This is a genomic window from Staphylococcus sp. HMSC056G08 (genome assembly GCF_001812305.1).
Lineage (GTDB): Bacteria > Bacillota > Bacilli > Staphylococcales > Staphylococcaceae > Staphylococcus > Staphylococcus simulans.
Map to the genome: position 1 here is coordinate 84,995 of NZ_KV808525.1, position 23,729 is coordinate 108,723.

At 36.2% G+C, this 23,729-nt stretch carries 22 protein-coding genes and 1 CRISPR repeat array; of the genes, 2 read left to right on the forward strand and 20 right to left on the reverse strand.

Annotated elements, in window-relative coordinates:
• Positions 1–273: 273 nt before the first annotated feature.
• Together priA and coaBC are read right to left on the reverse strand one after the other, a co-directional pair.
• Positions 274–2,682 carry a primosomal protein N' gene (gene priA / locus HMPREF2846_RS11105; RefSeq protein WP_070626646.1) on the reverse strand — a complete coding sequence of 803 codons (2,409 nt, stop codon included), beginning with the start codon at positions 2,680–2,682 and terminating at the stop codon, positions 274–276.
• The gene (gene coaBC, locus HMPREF2846_RS11110; RefSeq protein WP_070626647.1) at positions 2,682–3,893 is read right to left on the reverse strand and encodes a bifunctional phosphopantothenoylcysteine decarboxylase/phosphopantothenate--cysteine ligase CoaBC; all 1,212 of its coding nucleotides are present in this window, start codon (positions 3,891–3,893) and stop codon (positions 2,682–2,684) included. Before coaBC ends, priA begins: the two co-directional genes overlap by 1 nt.
• 216 nt (positions 3,894–4,109) lie before the next feature.
• On the opposite strand from coaBC, the gene HMPREF2846_RS11115 reads away from it, so the two are divergent.
• A complete protein-coding gene (locus tag HMPREF2846_RS11115; protein WP_070626648.1) occupies positions 4,110–4,427 on the forward strand; it encodes a thioredoxin family protein in 318 nt (105 codons plus the stop codon).
• Positions 4,428–4,497: 70 nt separating this feature from the next.
• On the opposite strand, the gene rpoZ is transcribed toward HMPREF2846_RS11115, so the two are convergent.
• A complete protein-coding gene (gene rpoZ, locus HMPREF2846_RS11120; protein WP_002480630.1) occupies positions 4,498–4,728 on the reverse strand; it encodes a DNA-directed RNA polymerase subunit omega in 231 nt (76 codons plus the stop codon).
• Positions 4,728–5,351 carry a guanylate kinase gene (gene gmk, locus HMPREF2846_RS11125; RefSeq protein ID WP_002480629.1) on the reverse strand — a complete coding sequence of 208 codons (624 nt, stop codon included), beginning with the start codon at positions 5,349–5,351 and terminating at the stop codon, positions 4,728–4,730. The genes rpoZ and gmk overlap by 1 nt, the downstream gene beginning before the upstream one ends.
• A gap of 169 nt (positions 5,352–5,520) precedes the next feature.
• Between gmk and HMPREF2846_RS11130 the strand changes: the two genes are divergently transcribed.
• Positions 5,521–7,239 carry an Rqc2 family fibronectin-binding protein gene (locus HMPREF2846_RS11130; RefSeq protein WP_070626649.1) on the forward strand — a complete coding sequence of 573 codons (1,719 nt, stop codon included), beginning with the start codon at positions 5,521–5,523 and terminating at the stop codon, positions 7,237–7,239.
• Positions 7,240–7,290: 51 nt separating this feature from the next.
• Here HMPREF2846_RS11130 and HMPREF2846_RS11135 read toward each other — a convergent pair whose 3' ends face one another.
• The 16 genes from HMPREF2846_RS11135 to cas1 all read right to left on the reverse strand — a co-directional run bounded on the left by HMPREF2846_RS11135 (position 7,291) and on the right by cas1 (position 23,725).
• Positions 7,291–8,055 carry a tyrosine-protein phosphatase gene (locus HMPREF2846_RS11135; RefSeq protein ID WP_070626650.1) on the reverse strand — a complete coding sequence of 255 codons (765 nt, stop codon included), beginning with the start codon at positions 8,053–8,055 and terminating at the stop codon, positions 7,291–7,293.
• Between the two features lie 151 nt (positions 8,056–8,206).
• Complete coding sequence (locus tag HMPREF2846_RS11140; RefSeq protein ID WP_002480626.1) at positions 8,207–8,608, reverse strand: VOC family protein; 402 nt, start codon at positions 8,606–8,608, stop codon at positions 8,207–8,209.
• 504 nt (positions 8,609–9,112) lie between these two features.
• Positions 9,113–9,304 carry a hypothetical protein gene (locus HMPREF2846_RS11145; RefSeq protein ID WP_070626651.1) on the reverse strand — a complete coding sequence of 64 codons (192 nt, stop codon included), beginning with the start codon at positions 9,302–9,304 and terminating at the stop codon, positions 9,113–9,115.
• A gap of 26 nt (positions 9,305–9,330) precedes the next feature.
• Positions 9,331–9,942, reverse strand: coding sequence for an orotate phosphoribosyltransferase (pyrE, locus tag HMPREF2846_RS11150; protein ID WP_070626652.1), 612 nt, complete (start codon positions 9,940–9,942; stop codon positions 9,331–9,333).
• A gap of 1 nt (position 9,943) precedes the next feature.
• Positions 9,944–10,648 (reverse strand): orotidine-5'-phosphate decarboxylase, encoded by a 705-nt coding sequence (pyrF, locus tag HMPREF2846_RS11155; RefSeq protein WP_002480623.1) that lies wholly within the window; start codon positions 10,646–10,648, stop codon positions 9,944–9,946.
• A complete protein-coding gene (locus HMPREF2846_RS11160; RefSeq protein ID WP_070626653.1) occupies positions 10,648–11,565 on the reverse strand; it encodes a dihydroorotate dehydrogenase in 918 nt (305 codons plus the stop codon). Before HMPREF2846_RS11160 ends, pyrF begins: the two co-directional genes overlap by 1 nt.
• Entirely contained in the window at positions 11,562–12,326 is a 765-nt protein-coding gene (locus HMPREF2846_RS11165; RefSeq protein WP_070626654.1) for a dihydroorotate dehydrogenase electron transfer subunit, read from the reverse strand. The genes HMPREF2846_RS11160 and HMPREF2846_RS11165 overlap by 4 nt, the downstream gene beginning before the upstream one ends.
• A gap of 57 nt (positions 12,327–12,383) precedes the next feature.
• Entirely contained in the window at positions 12,384–15,557 is a 3,174-nt protein-coding gene (carB, locus tag HMPREF2846_RS11170) for a carbamoyl-phosphate synthase large subunit (RefSeq protein ID WP_070626655.1), read from the reverse strand.
• On the reverse strand, positions 15,550–16,650 hold the full coding sequence (locus HMPREF2846_RS11175) for a carbamoyl phosphate synthase small subunit (RefSeq protein ID WP_070626656.1): 1,101 nt from the start codon (positions 16,648–16,650) through the stop codon (positions 15,550–15,552). The genes carB and HMPREF2846_RS11175 overlap by 8 nt, the downstream gene beginning before the upstream one ends.
• Positions 16,651–16,656: 6 nt before the next feature.
• Complete coding sequence (locus HMPREF2846_RS11180) at positions 16,657–17,928, reverse strand: dihydroorotase (protein WP_070626657.1); 1,272 nt, start codon at positions 17,926–17,928, stop codon at positions 16,657–16,659.
• Positions 17,915–18,823 carry an aspartate carbamoyltransferase catalytic subunit gene (locus HMPREF2846_RS11185; protein ID WP_002480617.1) on the reverse strand — a complete coding sequence of 303 codons (909 nt, stop codon included), beginning with the start codon at positions 18,821–18,823 and terminating at the stop codon, positions 17,915–17,917. Before HMPREF2846_RS11185 ends, HMPREF2846_RS11180 begins: the two co-directional genes overlap by 14 nt.
• A gap of 30 nt (positions 18,824–18,853) precedes the next feature.
• Positions 18,854–20,155 carry a uracil-xanthine permease family protein gene (locus HMPREF2846_RS11190; protein ID WP_002480616.1) on the reverse strand — a complete coding sequence of 434 codons (1,302 nt, stop codon included), beginning with the start codon at positions 20,153–20,155 and terminating at the stop codon, positions 18,854–18,856.
• A 220-nt stretch (positions 20,156–20,375) separates the two neighbouring features.
• Positions 20,376–20,903 carry a bifunctional pyr operon transcriptional regulator/uracil phosphoribosyltransferase PyrR gene (gene pyrR / locus HMPREF2846_RS11195; RefSeq protein ID WP_070626658.1) on the reverse strand — a complete coding sequence of 176 codons (528 nt, stop codon included), beginning with the start codon at positions 20,901–20,903 and terminating at the stop codon, positions 20,376–20,378.
• Positions 20,904–21,299: 396 nt separating this feature from the next.
• Positions 21,300–21,658: direct repeats of the CRISPR family, unit length 36 nt; unit sequence GTTCTACTTCATTCTAAAAGATCATAATTCTAAAAC.
• 50 nt (positions 21,659–21,708) lie between these two features.
• Positions 21,709–22,560 (reverse strand): hypothetical protein, encoded by an 852-nt coding sequence (locus HMPREF2846_RS11200; protein WP_070626659.1) that lies wholly within the window; start codon positions 22,558–22,560, stop codon positions 21,709–21,711.
• The gene (gene cas2, locus HMPREF2846_RS11205) at positions 22,557–22,874 is read right to left on the reverse strand and encodes a CRISPR-associated endonuclease Cas2 (protein ID WP_002480613.1); all 318 of its coding nucleotides are present in this window, start codon (positions 22,872–22,874) and stop codon (positions 22,557–22,559) included. Before cas2 ends, HMPREF2846_RS11200 begins: the two co-directional genes overlap by 4 nt.
• Positions 22,875–23,065: 191 nt before the next feature.
• Positions 23,066–23,725: a type II CRISPR-associated endonuclease Cas1 gene (cas1, locus tag HMPREF2846_RS11210; RefSeq protein WP_256274773.1), complete on the reverse strand. Its 660-nt coding sequence runs from the start codon at positions 23,723–23,725 to the stop codon at positions 23,066–23,068.
• Between the last annotated feature and the right edge of the window lie 4 nt (positions 23,726–23,729).

The window sequence follows — 23,729 nt, forward strand, 5'->3', positions numbered from 1 at the left end:
TATAGATTTGATAAACTGCTTACTTTTAAAAGTATGGTGTCTCATAAAGAATCCTTAATCGTATATCTATATGAAGTTCGTAAGCAGATAAGCATTTATAATTTGATTTATTTTACCCCACTTTTTGTATAGCACGCAATAATAAAGAACTTTCAAAAAGTGTTACACTTATACATTGATGTTGGCTGAAAATAAAAAGATAAGTGACAATCTAAAAAGCATCTAATACTTCCTAAATCATCACTTATCCTTGATTTTATGCTATTTTATTCTCTACATCATGACATAAGGGTTTATGTCTATCTTTAATGAAAGCTTATCTTTTTGATAGCGTTCATGATAGTAATCATCTAAATATTGAAGTGCTTTGTGTAATTCGGGTTCACTTTTGTATTTGACTAGAACTTGGAAACGAAATTCTCTATTAATTCTAGCGATAGCTGCTGGTGATGGTCCTAAAATCAAAGCCCGATCCGTGAGGTGTTGTAATAATATTTTATGAACATGTGCCGCTGCTTGCATAACTTCTTTCATATTTTGGTGAGAAATCGTAAAGTTAATCAAGAAATAGTATGGTGGATACTTACCAATTTGTCTGTATTTCATTTCTTTATGATAGAACGATAAATAATCATTAAGCTGGACATCTTGTATCGCATAATGATCAGGGTTATAGGTTTGGATAATAACCTTCCCTTCTTTTTCATGACGTCCTGCACGCCCTGCTACTTGAGTCAGCAATTGGAAGGTTCTTTCACTGGAACGAAAATCTGGTAAGTTCAACATTGTATCAGCGTTTAATACACCGACAAGTGTAATATTTGGGAAATCCAACCCTTTCGCAATCATTTGAGTACCGAGCAGAATATCCCCTTTACCATCTCCGAAGTCATTCAATAACTTCTCATGTGCACCTTTTCTTGATGTTGTATCTGCATCCATACGAATAATCTTCGCATTTTCAAATTCACGATTTAACAGTTCTTCCACACGTTGTGTACCAGTTCCCATTTGACGAATGTGTTCACTTTCGCAGTTTGGACATTTATTAGGCGGTGTTTCTTCATAACCACAATAATGACATTTCAATTTATCGCTAGATTTATGGTAGGTCAATGAAATATCGCAGTTTGGACATTGCGGTACATGACCACAGTCTCGACATAATATAAATGAAGAATAACCACGTTGATTTAGAAACAGTACAATTTGTTCATTGCGAGATAAACGGTCTTGAATTGCTTCTCGCAATTCTGTCGAAAACATTGACCGGTTACCATTTGCTAATTCTTCACGCATATCTACAATATCAATTTCAGGTAATGGTTGATTATTCACACGATCAGGTAAGCTTAATAAGTGATAAACTCCCTTTTCAGCACGTGCATATGATTCAAGACTTGGCGTCGCACTACCTAAAATTAATGGACATTGATGATATTTTGCTCGCCATAATGCAATCTCTTTCGCATGATAACGAGGATAATCTTCTTGTTTATATGTTGCCTCATGTTCTTCATCAATAATAATCATACCCAGATTTTTAAATGGTGCAAAAACACTAGAACGCGCGCCTACACTTACACGTGCACGACCGTCACGTATTTTTTGCCGCTCATCATAACGTTCGCCTTTTGAAAGACCTGAATGCAATACTGCAACTTCATCACCAAATCTACGTTTAAAACGTAAAACCATTTGTGGTGTTAAAGCAATTTCTGGAACTAACATCATAGCCTGTTGATTTTTTTCTAGAACAGCTTCTATCGTTTGAAGATAAACTTCAGTTTTACCAGAACCTGTTACACCATGTAATAAGAAAGTCTCTTGTTTTTCTTCATCAATAACCTTTTTAATCTCATCGTAAGCGATTTGTTGGCTTGGAGTGAGTTGTCGTTTTTCTTCTTGTTCAAATACTCTTGATGCATATGGGTCACGTTCTACTATGGCATCATACTTCTCAACAAAACCATTACGTTCCAATGTTTTAGCACTTGAAGCTGATAACCCTACTTCTTCAAGTTCTTTTAAAGGAACATCTCTATTTTGTGCATCTAGCAAGTAAGCATAAACATCATATTGTTTAGGGTGTCGTTCTAACATTGCTAAAACTTCATCTGGTTGATGATCATCTCTTATTCGTATTGCACGTTGTGTTTTTTTCTTTGTATTTTGAGACAGTAACGTTTTTTCTCTAACGATACCTTCTTCTAATAAAGGAACTAAATGTTTTAAATCACCATTTTGTTGAGCAGCTTTATAAGCATAATGTCCTTCTTTATTAAAGCGTTTTAAAATGTCATCTGGTATTGATTCATCTTCTACAATTTCAAATACTTTGGTATATCTTGCTTTAATAGCACTTGGTAACATGGCTTCTAAAATAGAAATACGTTTCGTGACATGATATTTACCATACCAAGCGCTTAAATCAACTAATTCAGGTGTCAGTTCTGGTTTGATATCTTGAATTTCTTGGATTTCTTTTAGTTTAGATAAATCTAGTTCTGGATCTGGTTCCTCAGCTATTTCCATAACATACCCTTGAATGGTTCTGTACCCAAAGGGTACAACGACTCGTACACCAACTTGAATAATGGGTACGAGTCGCTCTGGTATTTTATAGTCAAAGGTAAAGTCTACGTTTTTAGCTGGGACATCTACAATTACCTTTGCATACATTATTTCCACCTACGTTCTAATTCTTCTAAGATTCTTCCAGCAAGCTGCTGTTTCTTACCTTTCTCTATATTAACTGCTTCGTCATTTTTGAAGTATAATGTGACTTCATTATCATCAGAACTGAAACCGATAGATGTGTCTCCTACGTTATTCGCAATAATCACATCTGCATTCTTTTTCTCTAATTTAGCTTTTGCATATTTTTCAATATCTTGTGTTTCAGCTGCAAAGCCAATTAATTTTTGTTGCGATTTATGCTCACCTAAATATTTCAATATATCTTTAGTTCGTGTAAATGAAATGGTTAAATCTCCATCTTGTTTTTTCATTTTATGTTCCAGTTTTTCTGATGGTTTGTAATCTGAAACTGCAGCCGTTTTAAAGACAAAGTCCTGAGCATCAAAACGTTCAACTACTGCGTTAAACATATCTTCCGCACTAGTTATAGGTACAAAGTCCACATTTTCTGGTGGCGTTAAGCTTGTTGGACCACTCACTAAAGTTACTTTAGCGCCTCTCTTTTGTAATGCATCAGCAAGTGCATATCCCATTTTCCCCGATGCTCTATTAGAAACAAAACGTACAGGATCAATAACTTCGACCGTCGGTCCTGCTGTAACTAAGGCATGTTTACCATTGAACCAATCACTCTCATTGATGACTGATTGATTATTATTTTGTTCCATCGTTTGGCGCATGAATGCAATGATATCCAATGGTTCCATCATACGGCCCTTCGCTACATAGCCGCAGGCTAAAAAGCCTTCACCAGGTTCAGCGAAATGATATCCATCTTCAGTCAATACTTGCATGTTTGCTTGTACTCTTGGATTTTCATACATATGCACATTCATAGCAGGAGCAACAAATTTAGGAACAGTCGTCGCTAATAAAGTTGAAGTAATCATATCGTCAGCAATACCGTTTGCTAATTTACCGATAATATTGGCAGTCGCTGGCGCAATAATCACTGCGTCTGCCCAATCACCTAACGCTATATGTTGAATTTCAGCTGGATTCTCTTCTTTAAATGTACTCGTGTATACAGGATTACGACTGATTGCTTGGAAAGCAAGCGGTGTCACAAACTCTTGTGCATGTTCAGTCAGCATTACACGTACGTCATACCCTGCTTGTGTTAATTTACTTGTTAAATCAATCGCTTTATAAGCTGCAATACCACCCGATACTGCTAATAAAATATTCTTCATCGCAATCTTTGCCTCCAAGTTTATTCTCTCTTTATGTATACGGCTTAATATTAAAAAATGAGTCCAAATGAAATGGCCTCATAATTCATCAATCATTTTATATTTTAACACTCTAGGTCAAAAAAGTCCTTTGCTTTGCAAAGCAATAAAGTTGATTCTCTACCTCTATCCGCGTAAGATAGCTTTCGATACAGACAATAGAAAGAAGGTTCGAGGATGGAGACTTTAAAGCAATATGACGATATTACACAACGCATTGAATCAGAAAATAAATTTTTATTATATGTCATGGCGAATGGTTGCTCAGTCTGCCATGCAGACCAACCTAGAGTAGAAAAATTAGTAAAACAATTAGAAATACCTGCAGCACAAATTATTGTAAATGATATTCCTGAAGCTGCCGGTCAACTCTCACTCTTTACTGCACCTGTCGTCATTCTTTTTAATAATGGAAGAGAATTTCATAGACAAGCACGTATTATAGATTTTGATCAGTTAGAACGTTCCATGGAACAATTGAAGATGTCTTATTAAATGAAAAACAACCTTTAAAGCAGTTTTTTGCCTTAAAGGTTGTTTTCAATTTATATAATCACTTTTAAACTCAGTCTTTTGTTTCGAATTCACTTTCGTTTAATTCTGGTTCGATTGGAGTGATTTTGCCATCGGCAATCTCTTCTAGAGCTTCTCCAACTGTTTTAACTGAGTGATATTTTTCTAATAACGCAGTGTCTTTTTTGTCATATAATTCACGTGCGCGTTTGGCTGCCACTGTTGCGATTAAATATTTTGATTTTACTTTTGAAGTTAATTGATTAAGCGGTGGGTATAACATTATTTTTTGGCCTCCAATATCATTTTTCTATACTTTGCTTCTATACGTTCGCGTTTTAGATGTTCGGCTGCAACGATTGCTTGAATACGTTCTTTAGCAAGTTCTACTTCATCGTTTACCACAACGTAGTCATAAAGATTCATCATTTCCACTTCTTTACGTGCTTCTTTCACACGACTTTGAATCTTTTCGTCTGATTCTGTACCGCGGCCGACTAAACGCTCTCTTAAGTGGTCTAAACTTGGCGGTGCTAGGAAGATAAATAATGCATCAGGGAATTTCTTGCGTACTTGTTTCGCACCTTCAACTTCGATTTCTAAGAAGACATCATAGCCTTCATCCATAGTGTCTTTCACATACTGTACAGGTGTACCGTAGTAGTTACCTACATATTCTGCATACTCAATAAATTGATCTTGTGCGATAAGTTGCTCAAACTCTCGTTTTGTCTTGAAAAAATAATCAACGCCATCTTGTTCACCTTCACGCATTTCACGTGTCGTCATTGAAATTGAATATTTGTATGATGTTTTCGGGTCATCAAATATTTCTTTGCGGACAGTACCTTTTCCGACTCCAGATGGACCTGATAAGACAATTAGTAAACCTTTTTCATTATCCATGCCTTACGACCTCTCTAAGCTATTGTTGTATTATATAATGATACCATATTCTAAATAAAATTGTATAGATGCCAATAGATAAAATCTTAATTTGGAAGTTTACCATATTCACATGGTACAATAATAAGAACGTAGTACAAGAACGAAAATAAAAAGGTAGCTGATAATTATGGCATTTGATGGCCTATTCACAAAGAAAATGGTAGAAGAACTGTCCTTTCTTGAAGGTGGACGTATTCATAAAATCAACCAACCTGATAACGATACAATTATAATGATCATTCGTCAGAATCGTAAAAACCATTCATTACTGTTATCTATCCATTCTAATTTCTCTCGTATGCATATTACGAAAAAGAAATATGATAACCCATTTGAACCGCCAATGTTTAACCGTGTCTTTCGTAAACACTTAGACGGCGGAATTATACAAGCAATTCGTCAAATTGATAATGACCGTCGTATCGAAATCGATGTTCAAAGCACAGATGAACTCGGTGATAAAATATATCGTACCGTTATCTTAGAAATTATGGGTAAACACAGTAACTTAATACTTGTGGATGATAATCGCAAGATTATCGAAGGTTTCAAACATTTAACACCAAACACAAACCAATATCGTACCGTTATGCCAGGATTCCAATATGAAGCACCACCTACACAAAATAAAATCAATCCTTATGAAGTTTCAGGTCAAGACGTATTAAAATATATAGATTTCAATCAAGGTAATATTGCGAGACAACTCTTACAAACTTTCGAAGGTTTCAGTCCACTCATTACAAAAGAAATTACAGAACGTCGTCAATTTATGACTACTGAAACATTACCTGCAGCATTCGATGAAGTTATGGAAGAAACTAAACTTAAGCCTGTTCCGATTTTCCATAAAAACCATGAAACTGGTAAAGAAGATTATTACTTCATGCGTTTAAAACAGTTTGATGATGATAGCGTGACTTATGAATCACTTGATGAGTTATTAGATCGTTTCTACGATGCACGTGGCGAACGTGAACGTGTTAAACAACGTGCGAATGATCTAGTTCGTTTTGTCCAACAACAACTTCAAAAAAACCGAAACAAACTCGTTAAATTAAACGCTGAGTATGAAGGTACGCAATCAAAAGAAGATATGCAGTTATATGGTGAACTCATTACCGCAAACATCTATCGCATTAAACAAGGTGATGAAACCTTAACTACTGAAAATTACTACACAGGTGAAGAAGTGACAATTAAGTTAGATCCGACTAAATCACCTTCACTGAATGCTCAATATTACTATAAGCAATATAACCGTTTAAAAACACGTGAACATGAGCTTGAACACCAAATTCAACTCACAGAAGAAAACATTGCATACTTTGAATCTATTGAGCAACAGTTGGCTCATATCACAGTAGAAGATATTGACGAAATCCGTGAAGAACTTGCAGAACAAGGCTTTATGAAACAACGTCAAAATCGTAAGAAAAAGAAACAACCGCAAATGCAGTTGCAAACTTACCTTTCTACAGATGGCTCAACTATATATGTAGGTAAAAACAACAAACAAAACGATTATCTAACAAATAAAAAAGCACGTAAGCACCATTTATGGTTCCATACAAAAGATATTCCTGGTTCTCACGTAGTCATTTTCGAAGATGAACCAAGCGATAAAACAATTGAAGAAGCTGCAATGTTAGCAGCCTACTTCTCTAAAGCAGGAAACTCTGGTCAAATTCCAGTAGATTACACAGATATCAAAAACGTACACAAACCATCAGGTGCGAAACCTGGCTTTGTAACGTACGATAATCAAAAAACATTATATGCCACACCAGATTATGATCACATCCAATCAATGAAAAGCGATTCAGAAAAAGTGAAATTAAAATAATCTATTTACTTTAAAAGCACTCGAAGACAAAATGTTTTCGAGTGCTTTATTTTAAAATATCCAACCTTTAATTTTTTGACTATCAGGAATAAGCGGTTCACGCTTATTAATTTCTTCGTTTTTAATAATTGCTTCTGCATTCTTGATTAACTTCATCATAGATTCACAAAAATCCAATAACACTTCTTCTTTAAATAAAGACTTCATCATAAAAGGTCTAGCTTCAAAGTCATGCGCATCAGATGCGATAAAATGAGCAAGATTGCATTTCATTAGTTCATTCGATACATCTTGAATTCCTTTACCAAAATCCCCTACTAAAGACGTTGAAGTAATTTGACTTAATGCTCCTTGCTGAACTAAGTTATATAAAACACTCATATCTTTCAACAAAGCGATATTACGTTCAGGGTGTGCAATGATGGGAATATAACCTAAACCCTGTATATTTTGAAACATTTGATACGTATAATCAGGAATGTCGTTAGGAGGAAACTCAATTAGTAAGTATCTGGACTTGTTTAAACCACTTACCTTTCCGGATTTAATATCTTCAATTAAATTCTGATGAATTCTTACCTCTTGTCCTGGATAAATTTGAATTCCTAAATCTTTAAACTCTTTTAATTTACATAATCTTTTTATTTTTAACTTTACTTTATCAAAAGAATTATCGTATTTATTAGTATAATGAGGTGTTGCAATAATTTTTGTTACATTTTCTTTTTTAGCTTGTTTTAATAATTGAATAGCCGCTTCTTCATCTCTTGGTCCATCATCTGCATCAATTAATATATGATTATGCATATCTATCATGGGTATCACTCCAAAATTCAGACTACCAATCTATCTTTTTAAATGGCGTTTGTTCATAACTCACCTTTATTATATTCTTCTTTCATAGCCTGCTGTAAATAAAAAAAACAACCCACCTATCAGGTGAGTTGTTTACATATCATTGATGAAATTAATCCATTAATGCTAGTTGGAAATTCACACCGAAGCGATCTTGTATCCATGCGAATTCTCTGTAAGGTCCAAGCTCAGTTTTGGCCATTAAAATGGCACCGCCGCTTTTTAATCCACTGTATAGACGTTCCATTTCCATAGCATTATCTACTGTCACAAATAAAGAAATAGATGGATTCATCGGTATTTCAGTTCCATTAGAATTATCAATTGCCATAATGATTTGGTCTTTTAAACGAATAATTGCGTGTTGGACTGCACCCGCTTCTCCGCTTCCAAACTCATCATACTTCACCATTGAAACTACTTCACTATCTTCAAATACTGAAGTATATAGTTCAATCGCTTCTTCAGCTTCATTATTAAACATTAAAAATGGTGTTACCTTTGGTATTTGCACACTATCCCCTCCTCATAGACTTACTATTTACTAATCACATAGTAATTTAAAATTAAGCAACTTAAAAATCACTATTTTGACACTTAAAACGATACATGAATGACTATACAAAAGCAACTCAACCTATACATAGAACTGCCTTAATTGAGATTGTGTTTTTCCTTAAAAGCGTTAACTTAAGCTAACATTGTGAAAGACCAAAAGTGAATCAAACAGTACCTTTTTCTATATGTATGACACAATTCATAGTATAATGACTTTATTCCAAAACAATGAGTAAATCTTAATCAGATGATTGAATGAATGGAGGTCTATGATGTCTCACTTTTTCTTACCTATTTTAGCAATGTTAGCAGTGATTATTATCGGTTATATCTTTATTAAAATATATTTACGCTAGTCTATTTGTCACTTTTGACTTAGACAGATTTTTCTTAAAATCTAAAAATCCGCAATCATAAGCTCAAAATGAGTGTTCATGATTGCGGATTTTGTCGTTTGTTTTTAAATTAAGCCTTTTTCTTTTATATCTGTTTTACATTTCTTGAATATGTTTTTCTCGTGTTCATTCGATAACCATTGATTTTCTTCTTGATCATAGTTATTGACCGGCTCACGATAATCTTCATTTGCGGATAAGAATTTATTTAAGTGCGCAAATGGTTTATGAGCAGTTTGTGCATGTGTATTGGACATGGTTCATCCCTCCATCCAATTCCATCTTATGCTAAATTGTCTCTCCATTCAACTAAAGATTGAATATCAGACTCAGAAATTTTGCCTTGTTCTTTAGCCACGTCGATTAATTCGTTGTAGTCACTTAAAGTATAGAACGGAATATCAGCATCTTTGAACATTTGATCCGCTTTAGCAAGACCATACGTAAAGATAGCAACTACACCTAATACTTCAGCGCCAGCTTCTCTTAATGCTTCTGCAGCAACTAAAGAAGAACCGCCTGTTGAAATTAAGTCTTCAACGACTACGATTTTTTTACCTTTACTTGGTGCACCTTCGATTTGGTTTTGTTTACCATGGCTTTTACTTTTAGAACGTACATAGCTCATTGGCATATCTAATTTTTCAGAGATGAACGCTGCATGAGGAATGCCCGCTGTCGCAGTTCCTGATACAATTTCAGCATCTTTGAAATGTGTTTGAATCAATTCGATTAAACCGTCACGAATCGCGTTACGAACTTCTGGATAACCTAATGTAACACGATTATCACAATAAATCGGAGATTTAATCCCTGAACTCCATGTAAATAAATCATTCGGTGATAGTGCAACTGCACCAATATCTAATAATGGTTGCGCAATTTGTTTTGACATCTTAACCTAACCAACTTTCTTTAATATGATGATAACTTTCAACCGGATTGTCACTTTGTGTGATTGGACGACCTACTACAATATGTGTAGAACCCATTTCACGTGCTTTGTCTGGTGTTGTAATACGTTTTTGATCGTCTTGTGCGTAATGTGCTGGACGAATACCTGGTGTTACTTTCAAGAAGTCTGAACCTAATTCTTTTGTCAGTAATTCTGCTTCTAATGGTGAACATACTACACCATCTAAGCCAGCTTCTTTAGTTAAACGTGCATAGTTTAATACAGCCTCTTCAATTGAAGTTTGGATGTTTTGTTCTTTTTGCAGCATTTCTTCTGTTGTTGATGTTAATTGTGTGACCGCAATAATTTTAGTGTCTTTGTTGACGCTACGTAAGCCTTCAACTGCTTGGCGCATCATTTCAGTACCACCAGCAGCATGAACGTTTACTAAATCTACATTTAAACGTCCTAAACCAGCCATCGCTTGTTTGACTGTATTTGGAATATCATGCAGTTTTAAATCTAAGAAGATTTGGTGGCCGCGTGCTTTAATTTTGTTGATTAATTCAGGGCCAGTTTGATAATAAAGTTCCATTCCGATTTTGATGTATAAAGGTTCATCAAATAAATCTAAGAAATTTTCTACTTCTTCAGCCGTCGCAAAGTCTAATGCGATAATCGGTAAAGGTAAATTACGATTTGCCATTATTTAGTCACCTCAAAAGTCCTTTTGTACAATTCATTGATATGGTTTACACCTAAGTCGTCGAGCAATGCTGGCAGTTCATCAATGATTTCTTTACATACCATTGGATTTTGGAAGTTAGCTGTTCCAACTGCTACCGCATTCGCACCCACTGAAATATAGTCTATAACATCTTGTGCGTTTTGAACACCGCCCATTGCGATAATTGGAATATCTACAGCTTGTCTGACTTGATAAACCATTCGCATTGCGACAGGTTTGATTGCTGGTCCGCTTAAGCCACCGACTGTATTTGCGATAATCGGACGTCCTGTTTTCGCATCAATACGTAAGCCGACTAATGTATTAATCATTGTTAAACCATCCGCATATTGCGCGATTGCTTTAGCCATTGCGACAATATCTGTTACGTTTGGTGAAAGTTTCACGTATACAGGCACTTCAGAAACTGCTTTAACTTTACGTGTCAATTCAGCAGCAACTACTGGATCCACACCAAACTGCATACCGCCTTCTTTCACGTTCGGACAAGAGATGTTTAATTCCAACGCTTTCACGTTTGGTGCTTTTGAAATATGCTCAGCCACGTATACATAGTCTTCTTCAGTAGAACCCGCAACGTTTGCGATAATCGGTACATCAAATTGTTCTAACTTCTTAAGTTCATGTTCAATAATGTGATGCACACCAGAGTTTTGTAACCCAATCGCATTAATCATACCACTATCAGTTTCAGCAACACGTGGTGTTTCATTACCATAACGTGCTTCTTTCGTAGCGGCTTTAATCATAATGGCACCCAGTTCACTTAAGTCATAAAATTGACTGAACTCAGCACCGAAAGCAAAACAACCGCTTGCTGGCATAATCGGGTTCTTTAACTCTAATCCTGGAATTTCTACATTTAATCGACTCATAGGATGACTGCTCCTTTCTCAAATACAGGTCCATCTGTACAAACTTTGACATAACTTGTTTCAGATTCAGGTGTATGGCAGACACATGCATAACATGCACCGATACCGCAACCCATGCGTTCTTCAAGTGATAAGAAACCTTCAATATCTGCTAATTTGTCATGTTCTTTAATGGCTTTTAACATCGGTTTAGGTCCGCATGTATAGTAAATATCATAATCTACCGGCAACTCAGAAATCACATTTGTCACAAAGCCCTTTGATCCCATTGTGCCATCTTCAGTCACAATGTGCGTTTCACCTAATTGCGCAAATTCATCTGCGTAGAAGACATCTTTTTTACTTCTGAAACCTAAAACATGTACTGTTTCAATACCTTGACGATTCAGTTGTTTAGATAGTTCATATAAAGGAGGAACACCGATACCGCCGCCCACAAGAAGCGCTTTACGTTCTGCTTTTTCAACAGGGAAACCATTACCTAGAGGTGCAATAATATCAATCGCATCATTCTCACGCATTTGAGACAGACGTTGTGTCCCAGCACCTTCTGCACGATATAACATCGTAAAGGTTTCAATTTCAGGTTCGATATGGCAAATTGAGATCGGACGTCTCAACATATGCAGTGAACCTTCACCTACTTTAATATGAACGAATTGTCCAGGTTGTGTCATTTTGCGTGTCACAGGTCCTTTTACTTTAATTTCAAAAATGCGGTCCGCAATTTCTCGATTGGATACGATAATGTTTTGTTCCACTGTTAAATCCTCCTTTTAATCTTGAATCTATCTTCATTATAGCCACTTTAACTACTTTTACATACTTCTCATTGTGAATGTCATACTTTCAATCACATTCGTTAACGCATTCGCTGTATCTAATGATGTTAAACATGGCACACCATTTTCTACAGACGCACGTCTGATTTGGAAACCATCTCTTTCAATCGTTTTCCCTTTTGTCATAGTGTTAATGACAATTTGTACGTCACCATTTTGAATGCGATTTAATAAATCATCTTCACCGCCGATTTTACCCACTGTTTCAACCGGAATATGATTTTCAGCTAATTTCGCAGCTGTACCTGAAGTTGCGAGTACTTTATATCCAACTTCATGTAAACGTTTGGCGATTTTAACCATTTCTTCTTTATCTTTATCACTGACAGTAATTAACACTGTACCATGATCTTTCACTTCCACACCGCTCGCAGTTAAACCTTTGAACAATGCTTTTTCTAAAGTTAAATCTTTACCCATGACTTCACCTGTTGATTTCATTTCAGGTCCAAGCGTAATGTCGACATTTTTCAATTTATTAAAACTGAATACTGGCGCTTTAACATAAACCCCTTCTGAATAAGGTTGAAGTCCTGGTTTGTAACCTAAGTCACTTAGTTTTTCTCCTAAGATGGCACGCATCGCAAGTTGTGCCATTGGAATATCTGTAATCTTACTTAAGAACGGTACTGTACGACTTGATCTTGGGTTCACTTCTAACACATAGACACCATCATGTGCTAATACGAATTGGATATTGATTAAACCGATAATATCCAAACCTTTCGCAAGTTTCGTTGTATAAGCTTCTAAAGTTTGAATCACTTCATCAGATAACGTTTGAGGCGGATAAACTGCGATAGAGTCGCCTGAGTGCACCCCTGCACGTTCAATATGTTCCATAATACCTGGAATAATCACTGTTTCACCATCTGAAATCGCATCAACTTCAATTTCTTTACCTGTTAAGTAACGGTCAACAAGTACAGGATGTTCAGGACTCGCTTTTACAGCTTCTCTCATGTAGTTTTCTAACTCTGCATCATTATACACGATTTCCATCGCACGGCCACCTAATACATACGATGGACGTACAACAACTGGATAACCGATTTCTCTCGCATTGTCTAAAGCTTCTGCAGGAGAAGTTGCAGTTTTACCTTTCGGTTGCGGTACATCGATGGTATTTAAGAGTTCTTCAAACTCTTTTCTATCTTCAGCACGGTTTAAATTCTCTAAAGATGTACCTAAGATTTGCACACCGTGTTTCGCAAGTTTTTCTGCTAAATTGATGGCAGTTTGGCCACCGAATTGAACTACAACACCTTTAGGTTGTTCGAGCTCAATAATGTTCATGACATCTTCTTCAGTTAATGGTTCGAAGTAAAGTTTATCTGAAATTGAAAAGTCAGTTGACACTGTTTCTGGGTTGTTGTTGACGATGATTGCTTCATAGCCTGCATTTTGGATTGCCCATACGGCATGAACTGTCGCATAGTCGAATTCAACACCTTGACCGATACGGATCGGACCAGAACCAAGTACAATCACTTTTTCTTTATCTGTTACGATGGATTCGTTATCTCTTTCATATGTTCCATAGTAGTACGGTGTCGCAGATTCAAATTCTGCAGCACATGTATCTACCATTTTGTATACTGGTTTAATATCATTTTCATGGCGGAGTCGATAAACATCTTCTTCTTCCATATCAAATCTATGAGCGATGACTTTATCGCTGAAACCATAGTCTTTCGCATATTTAAGATATTCGATATCACCTTTATGTGCTTTTAATTCACGTTCGATATCGATAATATGTTGGAATTTGTTAAGGAAGAAGTAATCGATTTTAGTCATCTCGTGAATTTCTTCGAGTGTTGTACCACGTCGAATCGCTTCACCGATGAAGAAAAGACGTTCATCATCTTGTTGTAAGATACGTTCTTTTATGTAGTCTAAATCGTAACTTTCTCCATTCGGTAATCCTAGATGATGGACACCATATTCTAATGAACGAATGGCTTTTAATAATGATTCTTCATACGTACGGCCGATAGCCATAACTTCACCTGTTGCTTTCATTTGTGTTCCAAGTACACGTTCGCCTTTTTCAAATTTATCAAATGGGAAACGTGGAATTTTAGAAATCACATAGTCTAAAGCTGGTTCAAAGGCCGCATAAGATGTGCCTGTGACAGGATTTAACATTTCATCCAATGTTAAACCAACCGTAATTTTAGCTGCTAATTTCGCAATCGGATAACCTGTTGCTTTTGATGCTAAGGCTGATGAACGTGATACACGTGGGTTAACTTCAATGATATAGTAATTCATTGAGTATGGATCAAGTGCTAATTGTACGTTACAACCACCTTCGATACCTAAAGCACGAATAACTTTTAATGATACGTCACGTAACATTTGATATTCAACATCTGTCAAAGTTTGACTTGGCGCAACAACGATAGAGTCACCTGTATGGATACCAACTGGGTCGATATTTTCCATATTACAAACCACAATGGCGTTATCGTTTTTATCACGCATTACTTCATATTCAATTTCCTTAAATCCTGCGATAGATTTTTCAATCAAACATTGTGTAGCTGGGCTATAATGCAAGCCGTTTGTCACAACTTCTTTTAATTCTTCGTCGTTATGACAAATACCGCCGCCTGTACCACCCATTGTAAATGCTGGGCGGACGATTAATGGATATCCCACTTGTTCTTTGAACGCAAAAGCCTGTTCTACGGTGTGGACGATGTCACTTTCAGGAACAGGTACATCTAAGTCATTCATCAAACTTCTAAATAACTCACGGTCTTCTGCTTGTTGAATTGAACTTAATTTCGTTCCTAATAAACGTACATTGTTCGCTTCTAAAACACCGCTGTCATGAAGTTGAATGGCCATGTTCAAACCTGTTTGTCCACCAAGTGTTGGTAAGAGTGCATCAGGTTGTTCTTTACGGATGATACGTGCGATAAAGTCGTGTGTTAAAGGTTCGATATAAACTTTATCTGCAATTTCTTTGTCAGTCATAATTGTTGCTGGGTTTGAATTGACTAAGATAACGCGGTAACCTTCTTCTTTTAAGGCTAAACACGCTTGTGTACCAGCATAATCAAACTCTGCAGCTTGACCGATGATGATAGGTCCTGAACCAATCACTAAAATGGTTTTGATGTCATTATTTCTAGGCATTGACTGTACGCTCCTTCGCTTTGAATTCTTTCATCATATCAATGAATTGATCGAATAAGTAATTTGAATCAGTAGGTCCTGGGCATGCTTCTGGATGATATTGTACTGAAAAAGCAGGAAGCGTTTTATGTTTTAATCCTTCCACTGTGCCGTCATTTAAGGCAATATGTGTGACTTCTAAATCTGTGTATGCAACTGAAGCTTCATCAATTGCGTAACCATGGTTTTGACTTGTTAAAGCAATTTTTCCTGTTGCTAAGTCTTTAACCGGATGGTTTGCACCACGGTGACCAAACTTCATTTTGAAAGCTTCGGCACCTTGTGATAATGCAAATAGCTGGTGACCTAAACAAATACCGAAGAATGGAATTTTCCCTAAGATACCTTGAATCATTTCCACAGCTTCTGGTACATCTTCAGGATCTCCTGGGCCATTCGATAACATGACACCGTCAGGTGACATGCCAAGAATAATTTCAGCTGGTGTATTGTATGGCACGACAGTTACATTACAACCGCGTGCGTTAAGTTCTCTAACGATATTTTGTTTCTTTCCGAAGTCTACCAATACGACGCTTAAGTCTGAGCCAGTTGATACATAAGGTGTTTTCGTCGATACCATCGGTACTTCGTCACGAGAGAGTTCAAATTGTTTAAGTTCTTCTATGAATGTTGGAATATCTTCAGCGTGGTCTGTAAAACCTGCTTTAAGTACTCCATGTTCACGTATTTTACGTGTGATACTACGTGTATCTACACCAGAAATACCTGGAATATCATATTGAACTAATACATCGTTGAAAGTCTTTTGTTGACGAAAGTTGCTAGGATGCGTACTCGCTTCTTTTACGACTACGCCACTTAATGTCGGTACTAACGATTCAAAATCATCTCTGTTAATACCGTAATTCCCGATTAAAGGATAAGTGAATGTAATGATTTGACCTGTGTAAGACGGGTCAGAAATTGTTTCTTGATAACCCGTCATTGCTGTGTTGAAGACAATCTCACCTTTAGTCAGATTGTCTGATCCCAGCTTTCTTCCTTCATAAATTGAACCATCTTCAAATACAAGATATCGTTTTTCTAACATTGTTGTTTATTCCTCCTTGAATGCCACTTCTCCAGCTACCATTGTTAATACAGGGTTGCCGTATACTTTATAACCGATGAATGGTGTGTTGCTTGCTTTTGAATGGAAATCTTCTGCTTTGATTTCTCTCTCTTCTTCTAAATCGATTAATGTTAAGTCTGCTGTTTTGCCTTCTTCTAGGATACCGTATGGCAAGTCAAAGATCTGTGCAGGTTTAATTGTTAAGTAGTCAACTAATTGTTGTAATGACCAATCTCCATTTTTTACAAAGTGTGTGTAAAGTAATGGGAATGCTGTTTCACTGCCGACAATACCGAATGGTGCTTTTGTCATTGGTTGTGCTTTTTCGTCAGCTGCATGTGGTGCATGGTCAGTTGCGATACAATCAATTGTGCCGTCTAACAATCCTTCAATCAGTGCATCTCTGTCTTCTTTACTTCTTAAAGGAGGATTCATTTTGTACATTGCGTTGTCACCAGGGACATCGTCTTCTGTCATTAATAAGTGGTGCGGTGTCACTTCAGCAGTGACTTTGATACCTGCTGCTTTCGCATCACGGATAGCACGTACACTTTCTTTTGTTGAAACGTGACATACGTGGTAGTGACAATCTGCTGCTTCAGCTAATAATACGTCACGTGCGATTTGTACAGCTTCACAAATGTTTGGAATACCTGGAATACCTAATTCTTTACTGCGTTTCCCCTCGTGCATAGCGCCGCCGTAGATTAAACTGTTGTCTTCACAGTGTGCAACCACTGCTTTGTTTAATTTGGCTGCTTGTTGCATTGCTTCATACATTGTACCGGCTGTTTGTACCCCTACACCGTCATCTGTGAACGCAAATGCGCCGTGCTCAACTAACCCTTTGAAATCAACTAATTCGCTGCCTGCTTGTCTGATTGTAATTGAAGCGTATGGTAATACACGAATGCGTGCGTTATCTTCAATTAATTTGTTGAGTTTTTCTAAATGTTCAACTGTATCTGGTACTGGGCGAGTATTCGGCATTGGGCAAACTGTTGTGAATCCACCGCGTGCTGCTGCTTTTGTACCTGTTTCAATTGTTTCTTTATGTTCTCCGCCTGGTTCTCTTAAATGTACGTGTACATCAACTAAGCCAGGTGCTGCGAAACGACCTTTTGCGTCGATCACTTCAACTTCTGAACCCACTGTGATTTCTGGTGCGATTTCTTTTACTTTGTCGTCTTCTACTAAGATAGAAGCCTCTGTTAATTTACCGTCTTTTAATACTTTTGCATTCTTAATTAGCAACATCGATAAGAACCCCTTTCTGTTGTTCCGCAATAATATGGCTGATGACTGACATACGTAAGAACATGCCGTTTTTCATTTGTTTGAAGATACGTGCTTTTGGCGCTTCTACTAATTCTGTATCAATTTCAACGCCTCTGTTCACTGGTGCTGGGTGCATTACAATTGCGTTTGGTTTCATGCGGTTGTATCTTTCTTTTGTTAAACCGTATTTTTCATGGTATTCATGTGGATCAAAGTTTAATTCTCCGTCATGTCTTTCGTGTTGTACACGTAATAACATCACAATATCCGTTTCTTCGATGACATCATCAATTTTGACATAAGGTGCATCTAGAGTATCGTCAACCCATTCATCTGGTGCTGCGAATTTAACGTTAGCACCTAAAGCTGTAAGTGCTTGGTAGTTACTGCGTGCTACACGTGAGTTTTTAATATCTCCACAGATTAACACGTTCAAGCCTTTGAATTTTTTGTATTCTTCATAGATTGTCATGATGTCAAGTAAGCTTTGTGTTGGGTGTTGACCACTGCCGTCTCCGCCATTAATGACTGGGATGTTTAATCCTTCTAATTCTTTGTAGTAATCATTTTGTGGGTGACGGATAACTAATGCGTCTACACCGATGCTTTCTAAAGTTTTGCATGTGTCATATAATGACTCACCTTTTTTAACAGATGAAGTACTAGTTTCAAATGGAATTTCTTGCATACCTAAGCGACGTTCTGCCATTTCGAAGCTGCATTTTGTGCGTGTTGAGTTTTCGAAAAATAAGTTTGCTACGTATGTGTCATTTAATTTATGAACTTTCTTACCTTGTTTATATTCGATTGCTGTTTCGATAAGTGAATAGATTTCTTCATTTGATAAATGTTCCATAGATACTAATTGTTTCATTGTTAATTCCCCCTAAGAATTGGATAAAGTTTATTTATTTGATGTTTCCGGTTTTACTTTAGGTAAAATTAGGTTCAATACGATACCTGAAAGTGCTGCAAGTGCCATACCTTCAACTTTGACGCCGTGAATATCGAACATTAAGTTTCCGATACCCACCACAAGAATAACTGACGCGATTACTAAGTTACGGTTTTCCGAAAAATCTACCTTGCTTTCAACCAGCATTCTTAAGCCGCTTGAAGCGATGATACCGAATAAGAGAATGGATACCCCACCCATAACTGGTGTTGGGATTGATGAAATCAATGCTGTGAACTTACCTACAAATGCCAGGATAATCGCAATGACTGCAGCACCGCCGATAACGTAGATACTGTAAATCTTTGTTATCGCAAGTACGCCGATGTTTTCACCATATGTTGTACTTGGCGGTCCGCCGATAATACTTGCAAACATTGTAGATACACCGTCTCCGATAATTGATCTGTGAAGACCTGGTTTCTCGAAAAAGTTTCTGCCGACAATCTTGTTGATGACCATTTGATGTCCAATGTGCTCACTGACTGTGACGAACACAATTGGAACCATTAAGAGCACCAGTCCGAAGTGGAAGCTTGGATGATAATCTACAAATGGTACATAGATGTGCGGCCAGTCGAACCATGATGCTTTCATCACTGGTTTGAAATCTACGATGCCGAAGATGATGCCTGCGATGTATCCTACAATGATTCCGATTAAGACTGGAATCAGCGAGAAGAACCCTTTCATGTAGCCTTGAACAACTAATGTTGTGATTAACGTGATCATTGCGACAATCAAGTAAGTAACGTTGTAACCTTTCATGTCTGCAGTGTTTTCAAACATTGCCATGTTGGCAGCTGTCGGCGCAAGACTTAATCCGATAACCATGATGACTGGTCCTACTACAACGGGCGGTAACAAATGCATAAGCCAACCGATTCCGCTTAATTTGATTAAGATTCCGATGATGACATACATCACACCACTCATGAAGAGTGCCACAAGCATGTCTCCTAAGCTGTGTGTACTTAATCCTGTAATAATCGGTGTGATGAAGGCGAAGCTTGAGCCTAAGTATGCTGGAATCATTGATTTTGTAATTAAGATATAAAGCAATGTTCCGATTCCTGATGCAAGCAATGCCGCTGAAATTGGCAAGCCTGTTAGGAATGGTACTAAGACTGTCGCGCCGAACATCGCGAATAGATGTTGTAAACTGAGGAAGGCCCATTGGCCTGCTTTCGGCTTTTCATTGACATCTAGTACGGGTTTCACCGTTCGCTCAAACATTTGTTCATTTTCCATTTCTCTTTCTTCCTTTCATAAAAAAATCTCTTTACAGCAATCAGCGTGCAAAGAGACATTGTGAGGGAAAGATAAGAAGGTGTTGTCTGTTTGAGATACACGTGTACCTCTTTAGAAGTTGTTCTTACAAGCTTTGTAGCCTCTCGTGCTAGTTTTGTAAGTCGACAACAGTTCTTATCTAACCCTTTGTCAGTCTCTCGTACTGATTTAAAAGGGTAAGCTATTCAATTATAACTGCGTTGCGACCATCTGTTTCGTCTACATAGACTAAAACTTCTTCGTCTTTCGCAGTTGGAATATTTTTACCTACAAAGTCAGCGCGTATTGGTAATTCGCGGTGTCCGCGATCCACTAATGTTGCTAACCCGATTTTTTGTGGTCGAGAATGTAGTAAGATTGCATCGAGTGACGCACGTACAGTTCGACCCGTATAAAGCACATCATCAATGATGATAACGACTTTGTCTTTAAGGTCTACATCAATGACATAAGACTTCTCAGACATTTTAGGTGTCGGTAACTCTAAATCATCTCTGAATTGCGTGATGTCTAATGTTCCTGTAGGAACACTTACGTCTTCAATTTGTTGAATCTTCACTTGAATACGTTTCGCTAAAAATTCTCCGCGTGTTTTCACACCAAGCAACACAAGATTTTCAGTACCTTTGTTATACTCTAGAATTTCATGTGCGATACGTGTTAAAGTCCGCTGCATGCCTGCATCATCTAATACAATACGTTCTGTCATTCCCGCACTCACCTTTCCATAAAAAAATCCCGTATCTCAATTGAGAGACACGGGACACGAAGAACATGCGAGATTTACTATCTCAACTATTTAAATCAGTAACTGTTTTGTCGGTTACTTTACTAAATTTGTATGGCAATCAGGGTTGGTGAATTGCGTGTTCATACAAAATTACCTCTTAATAAAGTGTTTACTTAGTTACTTTCTCTAGTTTCAACATGTAAATTATCTGCCTTCGGAGCATCTCTGTACTCTCAATTAAAGACTTACGATTTCTTTATTAAACTGTACTAATTTTAACACAGATAGATGAAAAGTCAAAGGTATTTCCAAAACAAATATAAAGATTTTTCCATTCAAACAAGCACGATAAATAGTTAAGTTAATCTCCATGGTCAATTCATTCTAAAAGATCACAATTCTAAAACCATTCAATCTTGCATTCATATATCTTTTGGTTTTACTTCATTATAAAAGATCATAATTCTAAAACTTGGTGTATCGTAAATTACATGGAACGCTGTTCTACTTCATTCTAAAAGATCATAATTCTAAAACAATTCCCCTTGCGGTTTAGCGTAAGCTACAGTTCTACTTCATTCTAAAAGATCATAATTCTAAAACTCCTCCATTGCGTGAGGTTGAAAAATATGAGTTCTACTTCATTCTAAAAGATCATAATTCTAAAACGCACAGTTACCACATCTCATCATTCCATTGTTCTACTTCATTCTAAAAGATCATAATTCTAAAACCTCAAACAACGAGAAATCAAGGTTTTAGAGACCTTTATAATGACAGTAAACTAATAATTGTTCATAAATTGAATGAAGAACTCATCATCAAGATATGGATGTTGGCAAAATTCATGATAAGCTATCATTTTGCTTGTCTTATCCAAATCAGTTATTGTTTCTTTTTCTTTAAACAACAATAACTCTTCTCTTATTTGTTTAGTATTTACCGGTTCTCCATTCATTTTAATAAGCGCTAATGTATCTGACTCGATAATAAAATAAGGATGGCTCGTAACAATAATACTAAACATATTTAGAGTCTGCAGATATTTTTTAAATGCCTTCATATCCGAAAGCCCTAAATGAGCTTCAGGAAATAACAAAACCAACACATTTTCTTTTTCTGTTGATGTTAATGTGTCTATAAATAACTTGCGTTGCTCTATCGCATTTAAATCATCTAAATCATTATGAAAGTCTGGTTTAAACATGCCAAGCAACTTTTTCAAAACAATATTAGAGGATTGAAAGTCAACTTGATAACTTTCATTCTTTATTTCTAATGAGTTTAAGAAACTTTCTATCGTTGACTCTACCTTATTATATAATAAATTAGTCGTTTCTTCGTTAAAAATTTGTTGTTCGAAACGATGATATAATGCTTCTTTGAATATTTTACTATCAAAGAGGTTTATATCACCGCACAGAACAATAATTAAGTTTACATTATTAGGTAATATTGTTTGATAATCATCTGCTACAAGTCTAACGTTCTCATCATAATATTTAGACTTAGACTGACTATACTTTATAAGTCCCTCAGTTAAAGCATTCAATTTACTAGTATTCTGAAAAGAAATCACATTTAATCTTTGCTTTGCTATTTCAATCGGTTTATTAAATTCTCCAACTAATTTCATAATTCAAGAATTCTTTCTGTTGTATTTACATCATATTTCGTTCTAGGTTCGCCAACTAGATAGGTCATGTCTGAAAATTGTTTTTCAGTGACAATTAACGATTGCACAATTCCATGCGCAGGTAAGTTTTGTTTAAGCTTACTTATTTGATGGTTTAATGTACCTCTATTTAATATCAATTTACAATAAATTGAATATTGGCTTCTGACATATCCTTCATTCAACAAAAATTTAACAAACTTTCTATATTCACGTCGTTCTCTCGAAGTCTCAACAGGTAAATCAAACATAATAAAAAGTCTCAAGAATCTCATAATACTCCTTTCAAACACCCAATTTTTAGAAGTTAAAAACAGGCATCTTAATAAAGTTGATATCTCCACTTTCCAAGAATTTAAAAATTCCATCCAAATAAATTTCAATCGCATTAACTAAAAAGTAATTCTTTTTGTTTAACTTAACTTTCTCATTAAACATGTTTAAAATCGCTCTTTTTTCCTCTTTTTCAAATTTTATCGTACACATTTTGTAGAACCAAAAAATCTACCATCGGTCTAAATACTTCCATAAAATCACATGCTAAGTTAAAAGGGTTAAATTCATTTTTATGTTTTATCCCTATCTCAGTTAAATAACCTTTACTAACAATAGTTCGCACAAATACAGCTAATAATACTTGATAGCCATAATCCAGTCCTGCATTCACAAATTCATCTGAATTTCTGGATACACCTGAATCTAAAATAATATTGAAATAAGACTTTGCGGCTAGTCCCTCTCTATTTGTACTATCATTTAATTTGGTTTCATGAACACAGTTATCAAAGAATGAGGTATCAATATTTCTATAAAAATATTGAATCACTTGTTTTTGTTTAGCAATTTTATTTTTTATAATCCTCTGCCAAAGTAATGATTTATATTCCTTATTCCAGTTCAATTGTTTAGCAATATGCCTAGATTGTTTGTGATGCCCATAAATTGGCACCACAAACGATGAAGGTAAATGTTTTTTATCGCATAAAAGCGTAATAATCTTATTTTCAGACAAGGCATTTAATAAATGTCCAGTAATAGAAACGCTTGGATTTTCTATCACCAAGCATAGAATTTCTTGGAGTGGAATTTTATACAATTCATCAGCTTTTACTATTAAATGATTCATTCTC

Coding starts and splice junctions, on each gene's coding strand:
- pyrR (WP_070626658.1), bottom strand. CDS start 20,903: ATGACAGAACGTATTGTATTAGATGATGCAGGCATGCAGCGGACTTTA.
- HMPREF2846_RS11175 (WP_070626656.1), bottom strand. CDS start 16,650: ATGTTAGAAAAACGATATCTTGTATTTGAAGATGGTTCAATTTATGAA.
- HMPREF2846_RS11130 (WP_070626649.1), top strand. CDS start 5,521: ATGGCATTTGATGGCCTATTCACAAAGAAAATGGTAGAAGAACTGTCC.
- gmk (WP_002480629.1), bottom strand. CDS start 5,351: ATGGATAATGAAAAAGGTTTACTAATTGTCTTATCAGGTCCATCTGGA.
- HMPREF2846_RS11145 (WP_070626651.1), bottom strand. CDS start 9,304: ATGTCCAATACACATGCACAAACTGCTCATAAACCATTTGCGCACTTA.
- HMPREF2846_RS11160 (WP_070626653.1), bottom strand. CDS start 11,565: ATGAGTCGATTAAATGTAGAAATTCCAGGATTAGAGTTAAAGAACCCG.
- pyrE (WP_070626652.1), bottom strand. CDS start 9,942: ATGTCAAAACAAATTGCGCAACCATTATTAGATATTGGTGCAGTTGCA.
- HMPREF2846_RS11200 (WP_070626659.1), bottom strand. CDS start 22,560: ATGAAATTAGTTGGAGAATTTAATAAACCGATTGAAATAGCAAAGCAA.
- HMPREF2846_RS11190 (WP_002480616.1), bottom strand. CDS start 20,155: ATGGAAAATGAACAAATGTTTGAGCGAACGGTGAAACCCGTACTAGAT.
- carB (WP_070626655.1), bottom strand. CDS start 15,557: ATGCCTAGAAATAATGACATCAAAACCATTTTAGTGATTGGTTCAGGA.
- HMPREF2846_RS11135 (WP_070626650.1), bottom strand. CDS start 8,055: ATGATAGATATGCATAATCATATATTAATTGATGCAGATGATGGACCA.
- cas1 (WP_256274773.1), bottom strand. CDS start 23,725: ATGAATCATTTAATAGTAAAAGCTGATGAATTGTATAAAATTCCACTC.
- coaBC (WP_070626647.1), bottom strand. CDS start 3,893: ATGAAGAATATTTTATTAGCAGTATCGGGTGGTATTGCAGCTTATAAA.
- priA (WP_070626646.1), bottom strand. CDS start 2,682: ATGTATGCAAAGGTAATTGTAGATGTCCCAGCTAAAAACGTAGACTTT.
- pyrF (WP_002480623.1), bottom strand. CDS start 10,648: ATGGCAAATCGTAATTTACCTTTACCGATTATCGCATTAGACTTTGCG.
- cas2 (WP_002480613.1), bottom strand. CDS start 22,874: ATGAGATTCTTGAGACTTTTTATTATGTTTGATTTACCTGTTGAGACT.
- HMPREF2846_RS11115 (WP_070626648.1), top strand. CDS start 4,110: ATGGAGACTTTAAAGCAATATGACGATATTACACAACGCATTGAATCA.
- HMPREF2846_RS11185 (WP_002480617.1), bottom strand. CDS start 18,823: ATGAAACAATTAGTATCTATGGAACATTTATCAAATGAAGAAATCTAT.
- rpoZ (WP_002480630.1), bottom strand. CDS start 4,728: ATGTTATACCCACCGCTTAATCAATTAACTTCAAAAGTAAAATCAAAA.
- HMPREF2846_RS11180 (WP_070626657.1), bottom strand. CDS start 17,928: ATGTTGCTAATTAAGAATGCAAAAGTATTAAAAGACGGTAAATTAACA.